Raw genomic sequence first — 22,689 nt, forward strand, 5'->3', positions numbered from 1 at the left:
AAGAGGGATGAACAAACCACAATATAGAGAGTCGTCGCAAACAATGACAAAGGTGGTCAGTTCATGAAGGAAAGAAAATGGGATCTGCTTGCACTGGCATCCATTCCACTAATTATGACCCTCGGTAACTCCATGCTGCTCCCTATTTTGCCGCAGATTTCTAAAGAACTAGGCATTAGCTCTTTTCAGGTGAGTATGCTGATTACTGTTTATGGATTGATGGCTATCGTGATGATTCCTATTGCAGGGTACCTGTCTGACGCTTATGGACGAAAAAAGGTGATTCTTCCGAGTCTGATCATTGCTGCTATTGGTGGAGTCGTCTGTGTGGTGGCGGCTTGGTTTATGAAGGGCGTTACCGCCTATTGGGTCATTCTGGCCGGACGTTTGTTACAAGGGATAGGTGCGGCTGGTGCTTTTCCTATTGTGCTGCCCTTCGTTGGTGATTTATTCAAGGAAGAAGAGGATGTAAGCAAAAGTCTGGGAATTATTGAAACCTCAAATACCTTTGGTAAAGTACTCAGTCCGATTCTTGGTGCTTATCTTGGAATATGGCTCTGGTTTGCACCTTTTATCGCTATTCCTGTTCTATGTCTAATTTCATTTGCTTTAGTTCTTTTTCTGGTTCGAAAGCCGGAAGCGAAGGAACAACCTGAGAAACAGGGTATAAGAGAATTTTTATCCGGAATTGTGAGAATTTTGCGAGAAAAGGGACGATGGTTGTATGCTATTTTTGCCATAGGCGGTATCTGTATGTTTGTAACCTTTGGCGTTCAATTCTATTTATCGGAAATGCTGGAATCTAAATTTAAAATGCATGGGGCAATGAAGGGATTTGTGCTGGCAATACCATTAGCCTTGTTATGTCTGTCTTCATATGGAACTGGAAAGATCATTGGTCAGAACAAAACGCTAATGAAATGGCTGGGCTTTGGAGGTATGGTGTTACTTACTGCAGCAATGATCTTTGCGGGGTTCAATAAAGGTATTTATTTCTTAGTCGGGTTTATGGGCTTAGGTTGTGTTGGAATCGGGATTGTGCTTCCTTGTATGGATGCATTAATCACGGAGGGAATTGAGAAAGAAAATAGCGGCACGATAACCGCTCTCTATAGCAGTATGAGGTTTATAGGGGTAGCCGCAGGACCGCCAGTGGTATCGCTGCTGTTAAGCAGTGGTCATTGGGTATTATTCGCTTTGATGGCTACAGTCGGCGCAATTGGTGGATTGCTGACCTTATTTGCAGTAACGCCAAGCAAGGGGAGCAAGGGAGAATCTGACGTGAAAGAAACGGAGCAGGTAGATGCGCGACTCTTGTCAAAGCGTGTTCGTCAGACTTCTGCAAGGACTTTAGATGGAAAAAAGAGCTATCCATAAGCTACGTTGCCGTAGCTTGCGGGATAGCCCTTTAATAAAAGAATGAAAGACAATCTTATGCTTGTGGTACGGATTCCCAATCCTTCAGGAAGCGTTCGATACCGTTATCTGTCAGCGGATGCTTCCAGAGGGTAGGCAGGAGCGAACCTGGTATGGTAGCAATGTGAGCACCAGCAAGAGCGGCTTGCTCAACATGCGCAATGTTACGGATGGATGCTGCAATAATTTCGGAAGTCATACCGTAGTTAGTTAGGATGGTCTTCAGATCCTTGATCAGCTTCATTCCGTCAACACCGATATCATCCAGACGTCCTACGAAAGGAGAAATATAAGTTGCGCCTGCTTTTGCAGCCATTAAGCCTTGAGCCGCTGAGAAGACAAGCGTTACATTAGTTTTGATACCTTTTTTTGTAAGCTCATAACAAGCTTCCAAGCCATCTTCAGTCATAGGGAGTTTAATGACAACGTTTGGAGCCCACTCAGCAATTTCGTATGCTTCTTTAAGCATTTCTTCTGCTGTAAGTCCGATTACTTCTGCACTTACTGGACCTGGAACGATTGCTACGATTTCTTTGATAACATCTTTAAACAATCTTCCTTCTTTAGCGATGAGCGACGGGTTAGTCGTTACGCCATCCACTAATCCGAGGCGAGTAATACGTTTGATCTCTTCAATATTTCCGGTGTCCAAGAAAAACTTCATTTTAAGTTTCCTCCCTTGATTTCCATATGGATTGACAAACAATATTCATATTTTCATTATGAGACATGTCAAACGAAGTTTCAACTGTTATTTTGAATATTTCAAAATAACTTTATAGATTGAATATCGCTTACACTTGTTATAGTGTTGATAATATAGGATTGGTCTATGCAGTTATCCATGATAATATATAATCGGTATTGTTATTATGGAGTATTGGGTGGGACGTGATGAAATGTACTCGATATTAGTTATTTTGCTTGTGCTCGTGTTGTCAGTTGCCGGATTCTTGGCCTACCAGAACAGCAAATTGGTATCTAATCAGAAAAAATTAGGGACTTTATCACGCAATCCTTCACTAATGTATTCTATCTTTGACCAATCTTGCGCTGCTAGTGTGGAAGATCTAGACGTAATACCTTTAGTTCAATACACAGTTTTTGTGGAGTCCAGCGGGCAGGCAGTTGTGAATAAGCCTTTAGCAATCATTAATCTATGTAGAGTAAGTGCGGGTAGAGGAAATCTAGTTCTCGCTGATGTCGAACGCAGTGTGCTGGAGCACATTAAATTGGCAGCCCCCTCAGATGCTTTCATTGAGCATAAAGCTTACTTACATAGGGCTGCTAACCACGCTGAAAAAGAGATGATCCTAAACTTAGAGGATGTAGTGAAATTACAATATACATAAGACAGAATGAAGAATATTGATTTTTTTGGCTGCAAGAAGGATAATACGAATTTGGATACAAGAAAAGAGGGAAATAGAGTGTCGCCCGTAACAGAAGTGAATTTTGAAGTAGTTGATCCAGAGAACGCTGATTTAAGAGAACTTATTACGTTTCTGGATGAGGAACTGAAGATGCGTTATCCGCATGAGACGATCTATGTTGTTGATTTCGAGGATCCCAAAGTAAAAGAAATGACTTTCGTAGTAGCCTACTTAAACGGAAAACCAGTGGGCTGTGGTGGGCTTCGTCCACTGGATTATATCGGAATAGAGATTGCAACGATGGAGTTGAAGCGCTTTTATGTAGATTCTAGTTATCGTAAAATGGGCATAGCTACAAATATGCTGTTATTCCTTGAAGAACAAGCATTAGCGGCGGGGTTTAAGGAGATCCGATTGGAGACCGGAATTAAGCAGCCAGAAGCGATTGCGCTTTACGTCAAGCATGGCTACCAACCGATTGATTTATTTGGACCCTACATAGGTGATCCGGATAGTCTCTGTTACGGCAAAAACTTGGATGTCGATGTTCTATCGGAGTCCTCCTGATTAATAGGTGATTTCAAGATTAATATACATTTTTTATAATGGATAACATGGGGGTATTAAAATGAGTATCAACGTTAAACAACTAGCAGCTGAAAAAGCAGTGGAATATGTAGAAGATGGAATGAAGGTAGGTCTGGGTACGGGATCAACTGCCTACTGGGCAATCCGCAAGCTCGGTGAACGCGTCAGTGAAGGCTTGAAAATTACCGCAGTAGCTACTTCAAGCGCTTCCGAAGAGCAGGCACGAGAGCTGGGAATTCCACTGGTAGCTTTTTGTGATATTGATAGTCTGGACTTAACCATTGACGGAGCGGACGAGCTAGACAGCAGTCTGCAATTAATTAAAGGCGGCGGCGGCGCTTTGCTTCGTGAGAAGATTGTAGCTAGTAATAGTACCCGAATGATTGTGATTGCGGATGAAGGTAAAGTTGTAAACACGCTAGGCAAATTTCCGTTGCCGGTGGAAATCGTTCCTTTCGCGTGGGAATGGACTGTGGCAGAGCTTGCCAAACTGGGTTGCCAACCTGAATTGCGTGGCAGCGGAGAAGAGTTGTACAAGACGGATAATGGCAATTACATTGCGGACTGCCGATTTGAAGCGATAGAAGCTGCACCGAAGCTTGCACTGACCATCCAAAACATCCCGGGTGTTGTAGATCACGGCCTATTTATTGGGATTGCAGCGATGGCGATCGTAGGTAAACTTGATGGAACTATCGAAATTATTGAAGCTCAACCTAAGAATTGATTAACCGCAGACATAAAGAAACTTACCGTTCATGGCCGCTAAAAGGATTGACACGGGTAGTGCTAACTCTGTATAGTGCTACTGTTATCTATTGGATGTTTATTGGATTTGGACGTGAGGTACATACCGGAGGTCCTCTTCAGTATAATCTGGTTCCATTTCGCACGGTGTCACTTTATTTCAACTTGGATAACGGTTTATCACTTATCAATCGGCTAGTAAATCTGCTAGGAAATGTTGTAGTTTTTATTCCATTTGGTTTTCTTTCGCCAATAGTAAAGATACGTCCGGTTTCTTGGCTTAGAATCTCGCTATATGCTGTCCCTTGTATTCTGCTTTTGGAGTGCTTGCAAATGCTGCTGCATGTGGGAAGCTTCGATATTGATGATTTACTATTAAACATGCTGGGTGTGTGGACAGGCTACGGATTGTTTCGAGTGATTAGCTGTAAAAGGAACAAAGAAGGAGAAATGTGAAGAATGTTGATTGATCTTAAATCCCTCATTGGTACATCTGAGGTGAATGAGCTGCTGACCTATGCGGTCATAGATGATCCGAATGCTCTACAGCAGACTTCGTCTGAGTATAGCGAACAAGCCGGGCTAAAGTTATATGGCTGGGAAGAGGAAGAATTACTGCTTGGTCTTGTAGGCTTTGAAGAAACAGAAGATGGTTCCTTGGATATTCGGCATATTGCTGTATTGCCAGAGAACAGAGGAAAAGGTTATGCACGGGGGATGATTCTGGAGCTGCTTACTACGCGTCAGCCGCGTTATCTGGTAGCTGAAACAGAGGATGAGATTGCTGCAGATTTCTACCGTAGTCTTGGGTTCATGGTGTACAGCCTCGGCGAAAATGCAGCAGGCATTGAAACGCTGAGATGTGTTTATGAAGTAGAAGAGATCGAGGATGAGGAATAAACAATTTTTAGAAGACATACAATGGCAGGTCGAGATGAAATCTCGGCCTGTTTTTTTGTTGGGTCACCTTAAATTGTTCCTTAGAATTGTAAAGTTGACTTTTGAAATAAATGGGATTATAGTTTGACAATGAAACTATTCTACAGTTGAACTATATTTGGAGGTAGGAAGCTTTGGAAGATGAAGTTCAGCATTGGATTAACCGTTATATGGATGCTTATATGATGGTGACTAGACAAGTAGCCGCAAGAATTAAAGATAGCATTGCTGCAGATACAACGAATGATCAGTATCAAATTCTGCGTCTGATTAATGCTCAGGAACAATGTACATCTACATATCTAGCAGAAACTTTTTGCGTGGGTAAAAGCTCCATTACAGCAATAATCAACAGACTGGTGCAAGCGGGCATTATTGAGCGCACTCGTGACGAGAATGATCGTCGTCAGGTGTATTTATCGATGTCAGAGCATGGTAAAAGAGTATTTGAAGCAGCTGAGTCGCAAGTACATGAAGTAGTGGCCCCGTATTTGTTTCATTTTGAAAAGAAGGATATTGAGACGTTCATCATGATGTTTGAGAAACTGGCAAGTCTAATTCAGAATGATAATGGAGGGAAGAGCCAATGAAGACGATTCTAAAAGCAAGATGGGCGGTTATCGCAATCTGGCTCGCTGTAGCGGTGGTGCTAGTGATGACGGCCCCGTCTTTCTCTGATCTTGTCCGTGAGAAGGGGCAGGTTACCGTTCCAGAGGGATACCCTTCATCAAGAGCAGCAGAAATCATGAAGGAAGCGTCAAGTGACAAGGGAGGCGAATCACTCCATCAAGTAGCCCTTGTGTTCAATAACCCGAAGGGAATCGGAGTGGAAGAAACAGCAAGTATTCAACAAGGCGTTGAGAAGCTGGCTGCGAATAAGGAAGCTTTGCAGTTAGATTCCATCACCGATCCTTTTTCACAAAGTGAGCTTAAAGATACACTGATTTCCAAAGATGGCAAGACTATTATGGTGGCGTTGTCCGTAAAAGGTGAAGGAGAGGCTGTTACTGCGCTGCCAGATAAAGTGGATGAGATGCTCTCAGGTGTTAAAGCAGATCATTATTTGACCAGTGAAGGTCTGATTACAGAGGATATGATTGCAAGCTCAGAAGCAGGGCTAAAGAAGTCGGAGTATATTACAGTTGTCTTTATCCTACTTATTCTATTCGTCGTGTTTCGTTCGTTCGTAGCGCCTTTTGTACCGCTGCTGACCGTGGGTATCAGCTATATTGTATCCCAATCTGTCGTGGCTTTTTTGGTGGATCGTTATGATTTTCCTTTATCAACGTTTACTCAAATCTTTATGGTTGCGGTCATGTTCGGGATCGGTACGGATTATTGTATTCTGCTGATCAGTCGCTTTAAAGAAGAATTGATGACCGCAGAAAATACTAAAAGTGCAATCATTGCAACTTATCGAAAAGCTGGAGGAACGGTGTTCTATTCGGGCTTAGCGGTGTTTGTAGGTTTTGTAGCGATTGGGTTATCGAAATTTATTCTTTATCGTTCAGCAGTAGCTGTTGCAGTTGGTATTGCAGTTATGCTATTGGCACTTGTGACGATTGTTCCATTCTTTATGGCTGTTCTAGGCAAAAAGCTATTCTGGCCCTCCCGTGGCAAGCTGGAGCATAGTGAGAGCCGTATTTGGGGATGGGCAGGTTCTTTTTCTTTAAAAAGACCGTGGGCCGCACTTCTAATCGTTGCAGTAATCGTATCCCCATTCCTAGTCACCTATAGCGGTAAGCTGTCCTTTAACAGCTTGGAGGAAATTGGCTCGGAATATGCTTCCGTAAAAGGCTTTAATATTATTTCGGAGAGCTTCGGACCAGGTGAATCGATGCCTGGCAAGATCGTTATCAAGAATGATGATCGTATGGACAATTCAGAATATCTGGGACTTGCGGAGAAAATTAGCCGCGAGCTGGAAAAAGTGGATAGCGTAAAATCCGTTCGCAGCATGTCACGTCCTACAGGTGAGCTGATTAGTGATTTCTTGATTCCGAATCAGGTAGGTACTCTTTCTGATGGACTGGACCAGAGTAACGAAGGTCTGACCAAAATTCAGACCGGCTTGTCTGAAGCTAGTAAACAGCTTAGCGATAATGCCCCTAAACTTACAGAGGCTGTTGCAGGGAGTGCTAAGCTGACAGAGGGCACAGCGGATCTCAAAGACGGAATTGTTGCTTTAGGCGCTGGGCTCACCCAGATTGAGAGCGGGATTAAGAGTGGCTCAGCGGGTGCAGGAGAGATCAAATCCGGTCTTCAGCAGGCAGCAACAAGTGCTAAACAGTTAGCAGATGCAAATGCGAAGTTACTTGAGGGCTATAAAAAAATCGGTGGAGGCTTAACCCAGCTGGATGAAGGACTCGGGCAGCTTCCGAAGCAGCTACAAGGTGTTGCAGAGGCATTAAAAGGACTGGACGGTTCCTTCGCTGGCCTAGAGAGCAGTTATCCGGAAATTGTTCAGGATGTAAATTATTTGACGATCAAAGGTACAGTAGCACAAAGTGGTACGGGTGCAGCGCAACTAGCAGCCGGTCTTGGTCAGGTTTCAGAACAGCTTAAAGGTGCAGCTATAGGCTTAAATGAGGCGAATGCCGGTTATGCCAAAGCTGCGGCTGGGCAAACCGCGCTCGCGCAAGGTTTAGCTAAGCTTGTAGCTGGAATCGGTCAACTGCAATCTGGACTCGATCAGGCGGCAGCAGGTCAAGGACAGATCGTAGAAAAGATTCCATCTATCACAAGTGGTCTTGATCAATTGCAAGGCGGACAGAAGCAGCTTGCAGATGGTTTTGGTGAATTGACAGGTCAGATTGGAGCCTTAACCACTGGACTAAGCGATAGTGCTGATGGATTGAAGCAAATTACAAGCGGTCTGGGCTCGGCACAAGAATACTTGAATCAGATTCAAGCGGCTAAGGATGAAGAGCTGAGCGGATTCTTCGTACCGGCTGAGGCACTTAAAGCTGAAGGTATAAAGCAGGTATTTGACACGTACTTATCTGATGACCGTAAGGTGATGACATTGGACGTGGTATTCACCGAGAATCCTTACAGCTCAGAGGCTATAGATAGTGTGGGTGATATTCAAGCAGCAGTAGATCGTGCAGTTAAAGGTACGAAGCTTGAAAATGCTGAAACAGCTATTAGCGGGGTTACAAGCAGTCAAAGCGATTTGCGGAATATTTCCAATGAAGACTATACGCGTACAGTAATCTTGATGCTGAGCGGTATTTTCATCATATTAGTGTTGCTGCTCCGTTCAATTGTAATGCCGATTTACCTTATTATTTCACTTTTGATCACTTACTTTTCAGCGTTGGGCGTTACAGAGGCAATTTTCGTTAATCTTCTGCACTATGAAGGGATTACCTGGACGACGCCATTCTTTAGTTTTGTTATGCTGATTGCACTAGGTGTGGATTATAGCATTTTCTTAATGGCCCGGTTTAACGAAAATAAAACATGGGACGTAAAAGAAGCGATTCTACACGCTATGCGCAATATGGGTACAGTTATCCTTTCAGCTGTAGTTATTCTGGGTGGTACCTTCGCTTCGATGTATCCTTCTGGGGTATTGTCGATGATGCAGATTGCTACAGTGGTGCTCGTAGGATTGGCCTTGTATGCTTTAATCTTCCTGCCGTTCTTTGTCCCTGTAATGGTACGGATCTTCGGCCGAGGAAATTGGTGGCCATTTTCGGTTAAACAGAGCGGAGAAGCTAACAAGCAGGATTTAAATATGTAAATGGGACTATACCCCATTTATGAATCAGAAGTCATAACAAGTTGTTTTTTTGCAGCCAGCCACCGATATATTTATCGGTGGCTGGCTTTTTATTTGAGTAGAATGAATCGTTTCGATGGGGCATTATTAGCGGGGAGAACTACTAATCCGTTCAATTGTCATGGGTCTTTTATCCATTGACGTCTGGTTCTTTAGGTTATTGTTATTATGTTTTTAGAAAATTATAATAACACTGGATTCGTTTTCAAAGTCTCCAAATTACAATTAGAAAGCGAGATGATGAATGATGAAAGTAAGCATGAAGAACAGCAGTATCGCAAAGAAGGTTGCTCCATTTGTTATTACAGCGGGGGTTATTGCCGGAGTAGGACTTATCGATACCGATAAAGCGTTAGGACACGGTTATGTATCCGAACCAGCAAGTCGTGCGAAGCTTGGTGCAGCGAATAATGTGGGTTCTGTTCAATATGAGCCACAGAGTCTAGAGGCACCAAAGGGTTTCCCATTGGCGGGTCCTGTGGACGGGAAGATTGCATCTGCGGGTGGCATGTTCGGAGGAATTCTGGATCAACAATCAAGTGATCGCTGGATTAAGCACGATATGGTTGGAGGAGTCAATGACATCACTTGGTATCATACAGCACAACATAGAACAACAAAATGGCATTACTATATTACGAAAAAAGGTTGGAATCCTAATACGCCAATTAAACGTTCCGATTTAGAGCTTATTGGAACTTTTGAAAATGGCGGTAAACAGCCTGAGCGTTCTGTGACGCACAAAGTAAATGTCCCAACTGACCGCAGTGGATACCATGTTATTTTGGCGGTGTGGGATATTGATGATACAGCGAATGCCTTCTACCAAGTCATTGATGTGAATCTAAAGAACGGTGAATCAGGACCTGGGGTACAACCAGACACGGAGAAGCCGTCAACAGTAACGGGGTTACACACGATGAGTGTAGAATCGAGCAGTGTAGATCTTATGTGGAATGCTGCAACAGATAATGTAGGTGTAGATCATTACATGATTTATCGCGGGGATAGCGTCGGTATAGCGAAACAAATCGGAACATCCTCAACAACGAGCTTTAAAGATATTACTGTAGAACCAGGTAAAATTTATACATATTATATTGTTGCGGTGGATCGTGCAGGAAACACGTCAGGCTCAAGTAATATTATTGTTGTTAGCACACCAAACCCGGAAGTGGTTATACCTCCAGTGGAAACACCAGATACTGTGAAGCCTTCGATGGTTGAGGGGCTGCATACCATGTCAGTGAAGCACAATAGTGTTAATCTGATGTGGAACGCCTCTCAAGATAATGTAGGTGTTGATCATTATGTTGTGTATCGAGAGGGTGTTGAATTGACTCAAACTAAGGGAACTTCCTTTACGGATTTATCGGTGCAAGCTTCCACTACGTACAATTATCATGTGAGAGCTGTAGACGCTGCTGGTAATATTTCAGACAAGAGCTCTTTGTATACAGTCACAACCCTTGTGAAACCCGTATTACCAGATGTAGCAGCTTGGAATGTAACCGGGTTGTACATTGTAGGAACAAAAGTTGAATACAAGGGTAACGTTTATGAAGCTCGAGTGACATTTAGAAGTTTCGGTGATACCAACTGGAATCCGGAGTCGGCATTATCGCTTTGGAAATTAGTGACGAACTAATAACATCGTTTCCCCCCAATTTATTATAAAAAAAAGGAGATCATTTCTGATAATCAGAAGTGTTCTCCGTTTTTTGGGTTAAGGAGTCGTCAAGTTTATTTCATCTTGGCGAAAAAGCTGCGCAACGCCCAACCGCGCTCCTGCCGTTTTTTATATTTAGGCAGTGAACGATAAACAGCGGTGGATTCTTCGAAAGCTCGTTTCGCATCCTCTGATCTGCCAAGCGCTTTATACATCGAGCCAGCCAGATAATACGCCTCAGAAGAAGAAGACTGGATTTCTTGATACTGAGTAACGTAATGTAATGCTTTATCATGATTCGTATGGCGGAAAGTTTCCGCTAACCAAAGATATGGCTGTCCATATCGAGCCTTACGGTTGATCTCCAGACCACGAAGCATTTGTGCTTCGCCTTCCTCCAAAGCGCCTAGCTTAAGATTCACATGTCCGAGTTCTACCCAATATTCAGCAGATTGTTCATAACGGTCCTCGATTTGCAGTAGGAGATCCTTCGCTTCCCTGTATTTTTTACGTTCTGCCAAACTCCGCGCTAAATCAAATTTGGATGAAACATCATTAGGATTTAAAGAAATGGTTGTACGTAACTTGGAAATTTGACGCATTCTTTTGAAGGGCTTTGTAATGCTGGGGAAGATGCCCACATATCGCCGATCCAAGAAATACAAGATAAGAAGCAGGATGAATATAGCCAGAAAAGGGTTGCCCACTAATCTGAAGAGCAGTAAAACACCTATAAATTTAAGCATAACTTCCCTCCATAATCATTTGGTTCCGGTATTGCGATTGAAAAGAGTAGATCCAAGGCAGCGTAATTATAACATAATTCAAAGCAATCTGAATCCCGGGATTTAAAAATTATACAACTTTGAGCAGCTTAATAGCGTCTTAGTGTAAGATGAATAATAATTACAATAATATCATAAGAAGGGAAAAACAAGATGAACTTATTAGCAAGGAAGCTACAGCTGTTTAGTTTGGCTGTTTGTTCTACTTTTATGGCTGTTACGTCAGTCCCACAAGTGATAAGCGCGGATCCCTCATCCGCGAAGCTGAGTGGAATTAAGGAGATTGTTGCCACTTCTGGATTTTGGGGAGGGAGCTCCTTCGCACTGGGGACTGACGGAACCGTATGGTCTTGGGGGAGCAATGTTTTTGGACAATTTGCAAATGGAACTGTAGGTCCTGAAGGGTGGACGATTACTCCCCATAGCATAGCAGCGCTTGATCGTACGAAGCAGTTAGAGATCGGTGGAATTTATTATGTTGCGCTGAACGAAGACGGGACGGTTAAAGCTTGGGGAGATTACCGGGATAAGAATGCTATAGAAGCAGGCAATGGGGTAAGCGCTAAACAGCACAAGGTGCTGCTTCCTCAGGTTATCTCTGGGATGACCGATGTAGTCAGTATAGCTTCAGGCATGCACAATACCTTAGCTTTGAGAAAGGATGGAAGCGTACTCCAGTGGAATCCTCCAGAAATCACTGATGTAGGTTTTACAGTGTTGCCTGCTGCTACCAAGGTTCAGGGTTTAAGTGAGGTAATGTGGGTCGGTAACAGTGACTATCAGGCCGCAATTCGCACCAACGGTACTCTTTGGATTTGGAGCGCTAACCCGCAAATAGAGAATACAAAAGCGGTGAAGAAGCCGACCCCAGTCAAGGATTTATACCATGTGAAGTCCGTTTCTATGAACTGGAGGAGTATACTGGCGTTAACTGAGAATGGAAGTGTCTGGGCAACGGTTGACAGCAATAATTATAACGAAATCATGATGAAGAAGATGCCAGGTCTTACGGATATTGTATCTGTTCAGACGAAAAATGGGTTCAATCTTGTTGCCAATAAAAAAGGAGAATACTGGGTATGGGAAGCTGGCACTTTATTGCAAGGTCTGCAAAAGATCACAGTCATAAAGCCGATCTCCAAACTTACGCTGGATTTAGGTGGCTTTGTAGCTGTTAAAAAAGATGGCACCGCATGGACTTGGAATACCCAATCATCAACCGACAGTAAATGGGTCTTTACTAAACCTAAACAAATCAAAGGCTTGAGTAATCCGGTTTCTTTTGCCACGGGGGAAAATAGTAAATATGCAGTTTTGAAGGATGGAACAGCAGTAGCTTGGGGGACGAATATGTTTGGTCAACTTGGAATCAGCGCGCTTGATTCACGTCCTTTTACTGTATCTCCTATCTTGAAGCCTGTTACTGTAATCGTGGATGGGAAGAAGATCGACTCCGCGCAGTCTGCTATATTGTTGGATGGAAGTGTAAGAGTACCAATTAGGGAAGTGGCGGAAAGTCTGGGCTATACCCTCTCATGGGACGGAGATATGACGCTCTCGAAAGAAGGCAAGAAAATCATCTTTAAAGAGGGTGCCATTAAAGTAAGTTATGCATCACTTGTTCCAGCGGCAGCTTTGGCTAAGGCACTAGGTGTTACTGCAGAGTGGAATAATAAACTGTACCAATTAACGATACAAACAATAAGATGACTTTCATTTAACACTTATTTTAATATTCTGATGTACAATAAGTGAATTATCTCAATTGAACCATAATAACCAGTCTGGAGTGATAGGTATGGCTTTTACAATATGTGTGTTCGCCGGTTCGAATCCAGGTCTTAATTCAGAATATACAGAAATGGCTAGAGAGTTGGGTTATCATATAGCTGCACAAGGTTGTAGGCTGGTTTATGGAGGTTCAAGAAATGGCCTGATGGGACAGGTGGCAGACGGAGTGTTGGCAAATGGTGGTGAAGTCGTCGGTATCATGCCAGTGGATCTTTTTAAAGATGAAATTAGGCATTCTGGGCTAACGAATCTGATTGAGGTTTCTAGTATGCATGAACGAAAGGCCGTTATGAGCGGTATGGCTGATGCGTTTATTGCCCTGCCGGGTGGTCTCGGAACCTTTGATGAGTTATTTGAAATTTTATGCTGGATGCAGATTGGGATTCATCAGAAGCCTATAGGGCTGCTGAATATAAGAGGTTATTTTAATCCACTGTTAGCCATGATCACTCACAGTGTAAGTGAAGGGTTTGCTCCAAAAAATGCGTTGGAAATGTTAGATATGAACTCTGATCCCGAATATTTGCTTGAACTGATGAGAGGTCAAGTTGATCATAGTAATAAAGGTTTTGGGAACGCTAGATTTCCATCACAGCGTTGAGAAAATGAGCTGAAATTAAACAACCTCCAGCTGTTTTTACAGCTTGGAGGTTGTTTTCATATGAACATGTGATAAACTTGTTTCGGTCTATATGTTGCTGGGTAAGTAACTTTTAAGTAGTAGTGGTTGCTCCGCGTATTTCAGGAAATGATTACCTAAGGAGGTTGGAATTCAATGAATGTGATGGTACATAATCTTATGGCTTACAATCATCAGTTTTTTAGACCTCAGCCCGTGGTCAATCCTAAACAAGAGAGATCTAATAAGAAGAAGCAGAGTTTTCAGGAAGTCTTGAATGAAAAAATGAAAGTGTATGGCACATACAAAAATATTAAGTAAGAGCTACTACATATGTCTGCTGAAAAAAGCCGGAACGCATTGATCCCAAGGGTCAGTGTGTTCCGGCTTTTTTTTTAGGGTCTAACCTCATAAAATTGGCAACTCTTACGAGCGTAATAAGTCAGATCGCTAACCCTCGACTGAATAACTACATCAGAATCGGTGAAGCGGACAACAGTGGCCCCTGAATTCACCAAATGATCGTCCTGAAATACACGAACAGGTAGTTTGCGGTCAACGGCTTCTTGGAAATCGCTGTCTGTTAGCAGCGGGCGGTTAATTGGCATAAGTATTTAACTCCTTTTGATCATTTAATGAAGTTAGAAATAAAAATAGTATACCTGTGGAAGCATGAGAAATCCAATATAAATGAAGCTGACGAACATTTTATGAGCAGCACATTTGGACAAAATTCTATACGCCCATCTCAGACATAACATAGTTATGAATGTATTAAGGGGGTCTAGATATGCATTGGCTTTCCATCATCATTATTGGGTTGGCTTCAAATTTGGATAACTTAGGAATAGGCGTTTCCTTTGGCGCTAGGTCCACAAGAATTACAACATTTTCTAATCTGATTATTGCTGTTCTGTCGATGCTGGCTACATATATCTCAATAACTTCAGGTGAGTATGTGTCAGAATATTTTTCTGAAGCGAATGGAAATGCCATTGGAGGGTGCTTGATTCTGTTTATGGGAATCTGGAGTATTAGAGCTGTGCATAAAAAACCAACTTCAAATGTAAGCATGGATATAGAGAGCAACGTCCTCAGCACATCTTCTACAGATACTGGCTATCGTCATGTTTTAAAATGGCAAGAATCGATTTGGCTTGGTGTGGCGTTGGCTATAAACTGCATTGCTACAGGCTTTGGAGCAGGGATCAGCGGCGTGAACGCAACATTCACAGCGATCTCAGTGGGTGCCTTTTCGTTTATCACTGTTGCTGCCGGAATGAAAATCGGGAATCGAATGTCCAAAACTTGGCTAGGTAAACATTCTGATCTTATCGGTGGATTGTTATTAGTAGGCATAGGTCTGTATGAAATATTGATTTAAGGAAGGTCAAAGATACGAAGTAAATGTTTAAGACCACATTCAATTGAATGTGGTTTGTTAGCAACGATTTTTGAACGCTTGCTGGAAAATCTAACGAAAACAATCACAAACCGTTAATCGTGGAACTCATATCGACGGCATTGTAGATGTAGTTAGCTGCAGCGGTACATTCGTAGTCTCTTAACAATGTCCTACCCTATCACCCGGTTTTTGGATATACTTGGTATATTAATATATTGGAGGTCAGACATTGAAAAAGAAGATTATCGAAACTTTAGGGCATAATGCTACCGATGACAGCGCGCAAGCTACAGAGCTGGAGAAGAGGCATGAATAGAAAAACACTTTATTTGATGCTCCTAGTCATATCTTTATCAGCATGTTCTTCAAATGTGCAGAATACACCACCGGAACCCACGAAATCACCCGAAGAAGTCAATAAAGCATTATCTGGTCTGATTGAGGAGAGGGATGAGTTTGGAGAATTCTCAGTCTATTATGCACAAACAACCATTGATAACATAGACAAGAATGATTTTTACGTTTATTTCATAAAAAACGAAGAAGGTATTGTCTCAAATCTTCATTATGTGGTTGATTATATAGGTAATCGTCAGATTGATACAAAGTGGATTAAGATTAGAGCAGATGATGAAGTTTTTGAAGTTACTAATAATGCGGGAATTCTAATAAAGAAATCATTTTCTTATAGTACTGTACGTGAAGTTTATGAAGATACTGTTTATCTTAAAGATTTAAAGATGATAAAGGCGATGGCTAATGCCGAGAAAACAATTGTGCGATTGACAGGATTGGGTTTATACCAGGAAGACATAGTACTGAGTAAACGTCAGAAACAGGCCATGCTAAACGTTCTCAGAGCCTATAAAAACGCTGGTGGGGAAAACAAATTTTATGGTAATGAACTTTGAGTCCTCTTATGAGGGCTTTTTTTAATTGAATCAGAAGTATTTCCACCATAAATCGGAAGTTTGCCTCCTCAAAAAAAGAATATAAACCCTGTACACTAAATCTTGTAAGAGAAACCTTTGAAAGGGGTACAGGGGAATGAATAAAGTAAAACACTTGGCGCTTTCGTTAGTCGCTATCATGCTTGTAGGTTCACTGGCAGCATGCGGAGGCAACAACGCCGAGAATAATGCATCAAGTAAAAATACAGGTAACAACGCAGCAAGCACAAATGAACCTACAAAAGACGAGGGTACTGAGCCTGCTGAGAAAATCGAACTTTCTTTCTGGACACTCGGTAACGTGAACTACGAGGATCTAGCGAAAGAGTACACGAAGGAACATCCAAACGTTACGATCAAGGTTCAAAATACCGGTGACCAAACGGCTCACCATAATAATTTGACCACTGCTTTATCGGCGGGGTCGGGCGCACCAGATATTTTCCAACTTGAAATCGGTTTCATGGAGCGTTTTATTAATGCACAGGATAAATTCTATAACCTGAATGATCTAGGAGCCAAAGATATTCAAGCGAACTATCTGGATTGGAAATGGAAACAAGCCTCTTCCGTAGATGGAAGCTTCCAGCTGGGTCTTCCTACAGATATCGGTCCAACGGTTGTGTATTACAGAACAGATTTGGCTGAAGAAGCAGGATTGCCAAGTGACTCCGAAGGATTTGGCGCAGCGATTGATACTTGGGACAAGTTCGCAGCTGTAGCCAAAGCTTTCAAGGAAAAGACAGGCAAACCGTTTGTAGACCTTACTGATCTTACATTTAACGCATTACGTGACCAATCTGCGGATGAAATCTATTTCAGCAAAGCGGATGGCAGCTTTATCGGAGACACTAATCCGCAAGTTCGCAAAGCTTATGATTTCACAGTTAAAGGTATCCAAGAAGGCTGGATCAGCAATGTGATGCTCTGGTCTCCTGAATGGGGACAAGGGATGAACGACGGATCATTTGCAGTGGTTATGGGACCTGCTTGGATGGCAGGGAATGTTAAGAGTAATGCTCCAGACTCCACTGGCAAATGGAAAATCGCGCAGCTTCCAGAAGGTGCTGGTAACTGGGGTGGTTCGTTCTTGACACTCCCTAAAGAAGGTAAGCATTCTAAAGAAGCTTATGACTTTATCGCATGGATGGATAACAAGGATAATCAACTGGAATCATTCAAAACTAAAGGATTGATGCCTTCTATACCTGCCCTGTACGAAGATCCGGCATTCGTAGATTTCAAGGATGAATTCTTCGGTGGACAACAAACGGCTGTTGAATTTGGTAAAGCTGCTAATCGTGTAAAACCTGTATACTACGGTCCTCTTCATGACCAAACCGATACCTTCTTCAAAAATGCACTGAAAAATGTGCTAGAGAAAAAGGCTGATCCGGCTAAAGAGTGGGATGAAGCTGTAAAACAAGCGAAAACACTGGCTGAACGCAGTTAAGATTTCTAATAAAAGCACTCTATTTCTAGAAGGTCCGGATTCATGGAGAATGGTATTCTCTATGAATTCGGATTTATCTCGCATAAACGCTTAGCGTCCTTATAGAGACGTCAAAGACGTTTGTGCTTAATACGTTAGATTACCTGGAGGTGTGACATGGCTGAGCCTGTTATTTCGAGTCCGCATGCCGAGAGCAAGCGCCCGTTTTTAACTGAACAAAGAAGGAGCCGCATCACCGCTTATACTTTCATTTCTCCTTTTTTTATTCTGTTCTCGATATTTGGACTATATCCGATCTTCTTTACGATCTACCTCTCATTCTTTAAATGGGATGCCTTGAATCCTATGAAATTCGTAGGAATGAAAAATTATGAATTGGTCACAAGCGACCCTACCTTTTGGATTTCTTTTAGCAACACCTTAATTATGGGACTGCTCGGAACTGTTCCACAGATCCTATTGGCGCTTTTGATTGCCGTATTGTTGAATTCGGGGATGACTCGTTTCAAGAAAACGTTCCGTGTTCTCTTTTTCATGCCCAATATTACGTCTATCGTTGCGGTTACCCTGGTGTTTAGTACGCTGTTTGGGAACAACGGGATGATCAACTGGATGCTCAGTGGTTTAGGGCTAGATAGTGTGGCCTTCAACTCTGGCTGGTGGGGGGTCAAAATCGCGATCTCAACCATGGTGATGTGGCGCTGGACAGGGTATAATGCCATTATTTTTCTATCAGGACTTCAAAGTATTCCGACGGATTTGTATGAAGCAGCCCGTATTGATGGAGCGAACAGAAGGCAACAATTAACCTTCATTACATTGCCATTACTGAAACCGTTCATCGTATTTGTCACTTTGCTATCGACTATAGGCGCCCTGCAGCTGTTCACTGAGCCTTATGTATTCTTAGGACAATCAGGAACGGGATCTACACGTCAGGAAGGCATCACTATGGTTACCTATTTGTACAGCGAGGCATTCCGCAATGGATTCTTCGGTACGGCGGCGGCTACGGCAGTCCTGCTGTTTGTGGTCACGATTATATTTTCTGTCCTTAATATGCTGGTTTCAAGCCGCATGGGTGGAGATACAGGAGGGGGTAAAGCGTGAGTACTGTGCGTCTATTAAAAAAAGATCCGGATGATCTTGGGATTTTCGGCAAAGTAGGATTTTATCTCATTCTGATTCTTGGTGCACTCGTGTCCATCTTTCCTTTTTACTGGATGTTTGTAGTTGGCACAAATGATAGGGGCGCAGTATTCCATGTCCCCCCTTTGCTTACGGTTGGGAACCAGTTTTTTGATAATTTCCAGCGGGTTCTGGATAAAACGGATTTCTTCCAAGCCCTTGGAAACTCATTATTCGTCTCGTCTATGGTAACCATATCGGTCGTATTTTTCTGTACACTGGCTGGTTATGCTTTTGCTAAATATGAATTCCCGTTTAAAAATATTCTATTTTACTTTGTTATTGCCACTCTATTTGTACCCCAGCAGCTTGGTGTGTTACCTACTTATGTAATTATGGCCAAGCTCCACTGGATCGACTCTTTCAAGGCGCTGATTGTTCCGGCAATGGTTAATGCCTTTGGGATCTTTTGGATGCGGCAGTATATCTCTACAGCTGTACATACGGAACTGATCGAAGCTGGACGGATTGATGGCGGAGGACATTTCCGGATCTTCTGGAACATCGCCATTCCAGTTATCACTCCAGCTATGGCAACATTAGGCATACTGAATTTTATGACCGTATGGAATGACTTCTTCTGGCCTTTGGTTGTGTTAAAGAACCAAGAGCATTTTACAATACAAATCGCGCTCCAGCAGTTATTCTCCAATCGCGACGGTCTGGATTATGGAATGATCATGTCAGCTACGTTTACGGCGACCTTGCCACTGCTGATCGTCTTCCTGTTATTTAGTCGTTGGGTAATTGCAGGACTAACCTCAGGAGCTATTAAGAGCTGATTTTACTTTTAACATTTACAAGGGAATGGGCGGTTTCGTGAAGAATACTAGAGGACAGAGACAGCAGGGGGAAGGGGAATACCATGAAGCTCCGCCGTAAAATCTTGTTCGCTATTATTCTTCTCGTCTTTATTCCAGTGATTCTGATGGGGATTGTTACTTACGTTAACTTCTCTAACGCTATGGAGAAAAAATCAAGTAACTTCTACTGGGTTTCACTGCTCGAAACGGATCGAAAGCTCAAATTCGCCCTTAGTGAGATCTCCTCGATCTCAAATTCTGCGATCACACAACCGGTTATTCAACAATCGCTCAAGCAGACTAACTTTGTGCTCACCTATGATCGCAAGCAGGAACTCAACAATTTACTCATTAATCATCCGATGATTACTTCATTTAGTTTATATAGTAAAGATCGGTTGCTTTATCAATACAATGCGCCGATGTCCTTTGAGGAGATGAAGAAGCAAAGCTGGTTTCATACTATGGAAAGTGCTGAGGGTCGCCCTGTATGGTCAGGACCTGGTGAGAACGGTTCGGCATTATCGGGCCATCCGGTACTTGTGCAAGCCAGAGTAATCAAAGATTATTACTCTCTTGAAGATATAGGCTATTTGGTCGTGAATGTTAAACCTGATTTACTGGATCAGATTTTCTGGGAGGCAGCAACTCTTAAGAAGGGTGATATTCTGCTGGTGAACAAGCTGGGGAATATCGTTTTTAACAAATCCGGTGAACATATTGGGCAGCGCACGGAGTTCCCTTTTTTAGAAAATGATTATGCCAAGGAACAAAACTATTACATCGACAACTATCAGGGGGAAAAATCACTCATAACTTTCCTTCCTTCACATAATAAAGACTGGTATTTGGCAGCGATTACACCGATGAATCTAATCTCTTCGGAATCTATATCTATTCGTAATATTGCGATTATTTTGAGTACGGTTTCATTGTTATCCGCCATTTTGTTTGACCGATATTTTGTTAGAAGGCTCGTTTATAGCATTAACAGCGCGGTCAACGGGATGAAACGAGTGAAGCAGGGGATTTTTACACCTATCACTACACGATATCGTGCGGATGATGAAAGTGATTTTCTGATTGATGGCTTTAACCGGATGAGCACACAGATCAACGAATTGATTGTGCAAGTGCAGACGGAGCAGGGTCGCAAAAAGGAAGCGGAAATGAAGGCATTAATGGCGCAGATTAATCCTCATTTTATTTACAATTCACTAGAATCGATTAATTCGATGGCCGTGCTGCAAGGTAATAAAGATATTAGTAAAATGGTCATTTCACTCGGCAAGCTGCTGCGAATCAGTATTAGTCAGAATCAAGAGCTGATACCGCTGCAAATGGAGTTTGAACATGTTCGTCATTATCTGGATATTCAGAAGTTCCGTTTCGAGGATAAATTTTCGTATATTATAAATCTTCCTGAGGGTCTTAGAACGTTTATGACTCAAAAGCTGATTGTTCAGCCCATTGTAGAGAATGCATTGTACCATGCGATTGAACCGATGGAGGACCCTGGAATCATCGAAATCACAGCCTATGAAATGGGTACGGATATGATCATTATCGTAAAAGATAACGGTCCGGGCTTCGACTTAGCCAAGATGATGAATCTATGGGATAACGAGGGAGGCGGCCAGAAGAAATATAGTGACAGTGGTGTAGGGCTTAAGAATGTTCATGAGCGCCTGAATATCAGATTCGGCAGTCCATATGGCTTACTTGTGTGTTCATCCCCTGGATTTGGTTCAACGATTCGAATCCGAATACCAAAAATACTGCCATAATCGATCATACAGAGGAAACAGGGGGAGATTGACATGAAGTGGTTATTGAAGTGGGGCTGGATGTGGATATATCTAGTGCTGATATCTGGCGCTGTTCTATTTATTACGTTAGGAGATCACGAACCGATTGAAGATAATTCACCAGAAAAAATAACGCTGACTTTCCGTCACTTCTGGATCAAAGAGCATGATCGGCCACTGCTGGCTATCTTTGAAGAGATCGTGGATAAATACCAAATTGCGCATCCGAATGTGAAAGTCAATTTTGAAGGACTAGACCAGACGATACACCGTGAACAAAAGCTGAAAAGCGAGATGGTTACTGGCACGCCACCAGATATGTTTGTTTTATTTGGTGGAGCTGAAATAGAGCCGTACGTGCGCTCCAATCGGCTGGTTGATCTGACTGATTTTGTTCGAGAGAACGGTCTAACCAATCAATTCAAGGATCTGCATCTATGGACCTTTGACAACCATATTTATGGATTGCCCATCGAAGGAAACGCTGAACCACTGTATTTCAATAAGACTATTTTCAACAAGCTTGGTCTAGGGGCGCCTACAACGCTTCAAGAACTCGATGATGTCATACTGAGGCTCAAGGCTGGAGGATACATTCCGTTTGCACTCGGGAACGAGGATCGCTGGCCTGCCGGGATCTTTGCACATTATTTAATGGATCGTTATGCTGGCTCCGAAGTGTTCCAAAAGCTAATCACAGGTGAAGATCAAGCGAGCTTTCAGAATGAGTCCTATTTAAAGGCTTTTGAGCATTTGGATCAATGGATAAAAGAAGGTGCCTTTAGTCCCCAGTCTAATGATCTCTCAACTGAAAATGCAGTCGGTTTGTTTACAAGCGGCAAGGCTGCGATGTATTTAAACGGGAACTGGGATATCAATTTATTTTCTGGTAGTGCGGCTCCAGCAGATTTTCAGAATGAGGTAGGCGTTATTCCATTTCCTGCCTTGAAGCAAGGAGAGGAGCCTTCGATTGCAGGGGGATATACCATCGGCATCGGTCTTTCCTCCGAACTAAATGGAGCTAAACGGGAAGCCGCTTTGGATCTTATGAAGGCTTTTTACACGCAGGAAGTTCAGACCCGAATTGTATATGAAGGACTGAGAATTCCATCCATTCGTATTGCTTTTGATCCGGAGAAGACCGGTCCGGTATTCGCGCAAGTGATGGAAATGATGGAAGTGAACCGCAAGAGCTTTGTGCCTTACGATAACGTATTATCACCTGAAGTTAAGAAAATGTTCCTAAGTGTCATCGAAAAAATGATTAACGAAGAAATGTCTGCAGATCACGCTTTAAAGCTAGTGCAGGCATCATCGATGGAATACTGGAATCTGATCCAAAACTCAAGTGTTCAATAAGCATGGAGG

Annotated in this window: 22 protein-coding genes; 19 read left to right on the forward strand and 3 right to left on the reverse strand. The window is 42.6% G+C overall.

The window, feature by feature from the left end; genetic code table 11:
• Window positions 1-63: 63 nt before the first annotated feature.
• On the forward strand, window positions 64-1,377 hold the full coding sequence (locus MHI27_RS12675) for an MFS transporter (RefSeq protein ID WP_405176413.1): 1,314 nt from the start codon (window positions 64-66) through the stop codon (window positions 1,375-1,377).
• A gap of 55 nt (window positions 1,378-1,432) precedes the next feature.
• Here MHI27_RS12675 and fsa read toward each other — a convergent pair whose 3' ends face one another.
• Window positions 1,433-2,080, reverse strand: coding sequence for a fructose-6-phosphate aldolase (gene fsa, locus MHI27_RS12680; RefSeq protein WP_042126959.1), 648 nt, complete (start codon window positions 2,078-2,080; stop codon window positions 1,433-1,435).
• A gap of 235 nt (window positions 2,081-2,315) precedes the next feature.
• Between fsa and MHI27_RS12685 the strand changes: the two genes are divergently transcribed.
• From MHI27_RS12685 to MHI27_RS12720, 8 genes are all read left to right on the forward strand, one after another.
• The gene (locus MHI27_RS12685) at window positions 2,316-2,768 is read left to right on the forward strand and encodes a hypothetical protein (protein WP_405176414.1); all 453 of its coding nucleotides are present in this window, start codon (window positions 2,316-2,318) and stop codon (window positions 2,766-2,768) included.
• Window positions 2,769-2,846: 78 nt separating this feature from the next.
• Entirely contained in the window at window positions 2,847-3,356 is a 510-nt protein-coding gene (locus tag MHI27_RS12690; RefSeq protein ID WP_262495482.1) for a GNAT family N-acetyltransferase, read from the forward strand.
• A 67-nt stretch (window positions 3,357-3,423) separates the two neighbouring features.
• Window positions 3,424-4,104: a ribose-5-phosphate isomerase RpiA gene (gene rpiA, locus MHI27_RS12695; protein ID WP_405176729.1), complete on the forward strand. Its 681-nt coding sequence runs from the start codon at window positions 3,424-3,426 to the stop codon at window positions 4,102-4,104.
• Entirely contained in the window at window positions 4,101-4,580 is a 480-nt protein-coding gene (locus tag MHI27_RS12700; protein WP_341054186.1) for a VanZ family protein, read from the forward strand. Before rpiA ends, MHI27_RS12700 begins: the two co-directional genes overlap by 4 nt.
• Window positions 4,581-4,583: 3 nt before the next feature.
• Window positions 4,584-5,024, forward strand: coding sequence for a GNAT family N-acetyltransferase (locus MHI27_RS12705; RefSeq protein ID WP_405176415.1), 441 nt, complete (start codon window positions 4,584-4,586; stop codon window positions 5,022-5,024).
• Window positions 5,025-5,197: 173 nt separating this feature from the next.
• Window positions 5,198-5,653 (forward strand): MarR family winged helix-turn-helix transcriptional regulator, encoded by a 456-nt coding sequence (locus MHI27_RS12710; protein WP_076282879.1) that lies wholly within the window; start codon window positions 5,198-5,200, stop codon window positions 5,651-5,653.
• Window positions 5,650-8,811: an MMPL family transporter gene (locus MHI27_RS12715; RefSeq protein ID WP_405176416.1), complete on the forward strand. Its 3,162-nt coding sequence runs from the start codon at window positions 5,650-5,652 to the stop codon at window positions 8,809-8,811. Before MHI27_RS12710 ends, MHI27_RS12715 begins: the two co-directional genes overlap by 4 nt.
• Window positions 8,812-9,094: 283 nt before the next feature.
• Window positions 9,095-10,498, forward strand: coding sequence for a lytic polysaccharide monooxygenase (locus tag MHI27_RS12720; protein ID WP_405176417.1), 1,404 nt, complete (start codon window positions 9,095-9,097; stop codon window positions 10,496-10,498).
• 95 nt (window positions 10,499-10,593) lie between these two features.
• Here the strand turns inward: MHI27_RS12720 and MHI27_RS12725 are convergent, their stop codons facing one another.
• The gene (locus MHI27_RS12725; protein ID WP_149644218.1) at window positions 10,594-11,265 is read right to left on the reverse strand and encodes a tetratricopeptide repeat protein; all 672 of its coding nucleotides are present in this window, start codon (window positions 11,263-11,265) and stop codon (window positions 10,594-10,596) included.
• A gap of 192 nt (window positions 11,266-11,457) precedes the next feature.
• Here MHI27_RS12725 and MHI27_RS12730 point away from each other — a divergent pair, with 192 nt between their 5' ends.
• The 3 genes from MHI27_RS12730 to MHI27_RS12740 all read left to right on the forward strand — a co-directional run bounded on the left by MHI27_RS12730 (window position 11,458) and on the right by MHI27_RS12740 (window position 14,035).
• The gene (locus MHI27_RS12730) at window positions 11,458-13,014 is read left to right on the forward strand and encodes a stalk domain-containing protein (RefSeq protein WP_405176418.1); all 1,557 of its coding nucleotides are present in this window, start codon (window positions 11,458-11,460) and stop codon (window positions 13,012-13,014) included.
• An 88-nt stretch (window positions 13,015-13,102) separates the two neighbouring features.
• A complete protein-coding gene (locus MHI27_RS12735; protein WP_405176419.1) occupies window positions 13,103-13,696 on the forward strand; it encodes a TIGR00730 family Rossman fold protein in 594 nt (197 codons plus the stop codon).
• Window positions 13,697-13,870: 174 nt separating this feature from the next.
• Window positions 13,871-14,035 (forward strand): hypothetical protein, encoded by a 165-nt coding sequence (locus tag MHI27_RS12740; RefSeq protein ID WP_188114458.1) that lies wholly within the window; start codon window positions 13,871-13,873, stop codon window positions 14,033-14,035.
• Window positions 14,036-14,109: 74 nt separating this feature from the next.
• Here MHI27_RS12740 and MHI27_RS12745 read toward each other — a convergent pair whose 3' ends face one another.
• Window positions 14,110-14,322 (reverse strand): hypothetical protein, encoded by a 213-nt coding sequence (locus MHI27_RS12745; RefSeq protein ID WP_042187476.1) that lies wholly within the window; start codon window positions 14,320-14,322, stop codon window positions 14,110-14,112.
• A 182-nt stretch (window positions 14,323-14,504) separates the two neighbouring features.
• On the opposite strand from MHI27_RS12745, the gene MHI27_RS12750 reads away from it, so the two are divergent.
• The 7 genes from MHI27_RS12750 (at window position 14,505) to MHI27_RS12780 (ending at window position 22,680) form a co-directional block, all read left to right on the forward strand.
• Entirely contained in the window at window positions 14,505-15,098 is a 594-nt protein-coding gene (locus MHI27_RS12750) for a manganese efflux pump (RefSeq protein WP_341125435.1), read from the forward strand.
• 329 nt (window positions 15,099-15,427) lie between these two features.
• Window positions 15,428-16,030 carry a hypothetical protein gene (locus MHI27_RS12755; protein WP_379421810.1) on the forward strand — a complete coding sequence of 201 codons (603 nt, stop codon included), beginning with the start codon at window positions 15,428-15,430 and terminating at the stop codon, window positions 16,028-16,030.
• Between the two features lie 136 nt (window positions 16,031-16,166).
• Window positions 16,167-17,522: an ABC transporter substrate-binding protein gene (locus MHI27_RS12760; protein WP_076282873.1), complete on the forward strand. Its 1,356-nt coding sequence runs from the start codon at window positions 16,167-16,169 to the stop codon at window positions 17,520-17,522.
• Between the two features lie 156 nt (window positions 17,523-17,678).
• On the forward strand, window positions 17,679-18,632 hold the full coding sequence (locus MHI27_RS12765; protein ID WP_042187483.1) for a carbohydrate ABC transporter permease: 954 nt from the start codon (window positions 17,679-17,681) through the stop codon (window positions 18,630-18,632).
• Window positions 18,629-19,492, forward strand: a complete 864-nt coding sequence (locus tag MHI27_RS12770; protein ID WP_094868591.1) for a carbohydrate ABC transporter permease — start codon at window positions 18,629-18,631, stop codon at window positions 19,490-19,492. Before MHI27_RS12765 ends, MHI27_RS12770 begins: the two co-directional genes overlap by 4 nt.
• 83 nt (window positions 19,493-19,575) lie before the next feature.
• Window positions 19,576-21,300, forward strand: coding sequence for a sensor histidine kinase (locus MHI27_RS12775; RefSeq protein WP_341145008.1), 1,725 nt, complete (start codon window positions 19,576-19,578; stop codon window positions 21,298-21,300).
• 33 nt (window positions 21,301-21,333) lie between these two features.
• The gene (locus tag MHI27_RS12780) at window positions 21,334-22,680 is read left to right on the forward strand and encodes an ABC transporter substrate-binding protein (protein ID WP_076282869.1); all 1,347 of its coding nucleotides are present in this window, start codon (window positions 21,334-21,336) and stop codon (window positions 22,678-22,680) included.
• The last annotated feature ends 9 nt before the right edge of the window (window positions 22,681-22,689 follow it).

It is taken from the genome of Paenibacillus sp. FSL H8-0261 (genome assembly GCF_045040645.1).
Lineage (GTDB): Bacteria > Bacillota > Bacilli > Paenibacillales > Paenibacillaceae > Paenibacillus_AQ.